Annotated in this window: 2 protein-coding genes; both read left to right on the top strand. The window is 69.2% G+C overall.

Annotated elements, in window-relative coordinates; translation table 11 throughout:
• Positions 1-499: 499 nt before the first annotated feature.
• Positions 500-1918: a glycosyltransferase family 2 protein gene (locus J0670_RS34490; protein ID WP_243437943.1), complete on the top strand. Its 1419-nt coding sequence runs from the start codon at positions 500-502 to the stop codon at positions 1916-1918.
• A gap of 8 nt (positions 1919-1926) precedes the next feature.
• Positions 1927-2960 (top strand): glycoside hydrolase family 26 protein (locus J0670_RS40095; protein ID WP_207816347.1); only part of this gene is annotated, 1034 nt, incomplete at its 3' end.

Here is a 2960-nt window from a genome sequence, read left to right as displayed (position 1 = left end):
ACGTCTCCACCGCGCCCGCCGTCCTCGATGTCCATCCCCCGAAGCCTCCTCGTCACCCGGTCGGCAGCCCTGCTCGCCACCCGGTTCGTCACCTGGGCGGACACCGTACACAAGTGCCCCATTCGCACCTTCGCCCAGATCACGATCGGAACTCGATATCGGTTCCGAATGGCCGACGGAAGAGGGGGGAGCGAATTCCGAGCGATCGGTCCCGTACGATCCTCGCAATCCCCGGCAGCCCGTTCGACAACGGCTGCCGCCCGGGGAAGGTTCAGATCGACACGGCTTCGGGGGAGTAGACCACGTGACCGTCACCGAGAGCACCCGACTCACGGACAGCGGCCGACCACCCGTCTCCCGCCGCCGCAACCGTCGCGACCCGGCCGCCCGCAACCGCTGGGGCCTGCTCCCCCAACCGCCGGACAACACCGAGAAGTACCTGTACGCGCGCACCCACCTGTGGGTGCTGACGTGCTTCTCCCTCATCAGCTTCGTCTGCATGGTGGCCAGCGAGATCGGCCTGCTGAGGGCGACGCCCTGGTTCTTCGTGTTCGTCCCGCCGCTCGCCTTCACCATCGTCTACTACCTGATATCCCGGTGGGTGCACGGCTTCAACGAGACCTTCGACATCGCGGCGCACCGCGCCCTGGTCAAGTCCTGGCAGCCGGAGCACTATCCGACCGTCGACGTGTTCCTCCCCGTCGCCGGCGAGCCGATCGAGGTCCTGCACAACACCTGGACACACGTCGCCCGGCTGCGCGACCAGTACCCCGGCGACGTCACCCCGTACGTCCTCGACGACAGCAACAGCCCGCAACTCGCGCAGATGGCCGTCGACTTCGGGTTCGTCTACGGCACCCGCGACAAGCTCGGCTGGTTCAAGAAGGCCGGCAACCTCCAGTTCGGCTTCCGCAACTCCGACAGCGACTACATCCTCATCCTGGACGCCGACTTCGCGCCACGGCCGGACCTGCTGAACGAGACGCTCCCCTACATGGAGGCCGACCCGCGCCTCGGCATCGTCCAGTCCCCGCAGTTCTTCCGCATCCTGGACTCGCAGAACTGGATCGAGCGCGGCGCCGGCGCCGTCCAGGAGCTGTTCTACCGGACGGTCCAGGTCTCCCGGCAGCGCAACGACGGCGCCATCTGCGTCGGCAGCTGCGCGGTCTACCGGCGCGCCGCGCTGGAGGAGAACGGCGGCACCACGCTGATCGGCCACTCCGAGGACGTGCACACCGGCTTCGACCTGCGCCGCCTCGGCTGGGACCTCCAGTACATACCCGTCGCCCTGGCCACCGGCGTCTGCCCCGACAACGTCGGCGGCTTCTTCAACCAGCAGTACCGCTGGTGCACCGGCTCGATGAGCCTGCTCGGCAGCAAGAAGTTCTGGCAGACCAAACTGCGGCCCATCACCCGCGCCTGCTACCTGTCCGGGTTCTTCTACTACATCCACACGGCGCTGTTCACCATCGTCTCGCCGCTCATCCCGATCGTCCTGCTGCTCACCCGGCCCGACCTCGTCCGCTGGGAGAACAGCGCGCTCGTCCTGCCCGGCCTGATCTACGCGACCGTCATCTTCCCGCTCTGGCACCGCAACCCCTACCGGCTGGAGGCCTGGGCCGCCCGCATGATGTACGGCTGGGCGCACGTCTTCGCCATCTGGGACATCGTGCGCGGCAGCCGGATGGCCTGGCAGCCCACCGGCTCCAGCGGCGCCAAGAAGAACAAGACCCGCAGGTTCTGGCTCGGCGTCATCATCTGGGGCGGCGGCACCGCCCTGCTGTGGGTGTTCCTGAGCATCTGGCGGATGCTCACCATGGGGCCGCTGAACTTCGCCCTCGTCCTCGCCTCCGGCCTGTTCTACGCCACCATCGTCGGCCGGGTCCTCGTCCAGCCGCGCCCCACGGAAGCCGTGTGATCCCCACCATGACCGCCCACCCCGGACGGGCCGGCCGGCTCCGTCGCCGGCTGGCGCTCCCACTGCTGACCGCCACCCTGCTGCTCACCGCCGCCTGCGGCCCCGAGGACCCGGGCTTCGCCCTTCAGGAGGACCTCGCCCAGCCCGCGCCCACCGGGACCGCCGTCGCCACTGGTGCCGGTGCCGCCGGTGCCGCCGCCGCGAGCGCCCCCGCCCAGCCCAAGGCACTGCCCACCGGCGTGCCCTACGACGTCACCCCGCTGCTCAAGCCGAGCCACAAGTACCTCGGCGCCGCCCTGCCCGGCGTGCCCGCCTCGATGGACGCCCTGTCCGCCTACAGCGCCGCCATCGGCAAGCAGCCCAACGTGCTGGAGTTCTACTCCCACTGGAAGGGCGGCTTCGACACCGCCGGCGTGCGCCGGATCTACGACGCCGGGGCACTGCCCTACATGGCCTGGGAGCCGTACGACCACTCGCTGGCCTCCATCGCGGCCGGTGACACCGACGACTACGTCAAGGGCATCGCCCAGGCCGTCGCCAAGCTCGACCTGCCGATCGCCGTCAGCATCGCCCACGAGATGAACGGCGACTGGTACCCGTGGGGCCGTCAGGCCGCCAGCCCCCAGGACTTCGTGGGCGCCTGGCGGCGCGTGCACGACATCTTCGACAAGGCCGGCGCCACCAACGTGATCTGGGTCTGGAGCCCCAACATCACCGACCCGGCGCCCAACACCCGCCTCGCGCCGTACTACCCCGGCGACACCTACGTCGACTGGGCCGGCATGACCGGCTACTTCACCCGCAGCGGCCCGAAGACCTTCGACACCCTGTACGGCCCGACCATGACCGAGATCCGCACCTTCAGCAAGAAGCCCTTCTTCATCAGCGAGACCGCCTCCGAGCAGGGCAAGCGCCAACGCGCGGACATCGACCAGCTGTTCTCCGGGCTGGAGGCGCACGACGACATCGTCGGCTTCGTCTGGTTCAACATCGTCAAGCGGGCGGACTGGCGCGTCGAGGCCGTCCCGGACACCCTCGCCGC

The sequence above is a fragment of the Streptomyces sp. FH025 genome, assembly GCF_017427025.1.
GTDB lineage: Bacteria > Actinomycetota > Actinomycetes > Streptomycetales > Streptomycetaceae > Kitasatospora.
This window is presented reverse-complemented; position numbering and strand designations above follow the sequence as displayed.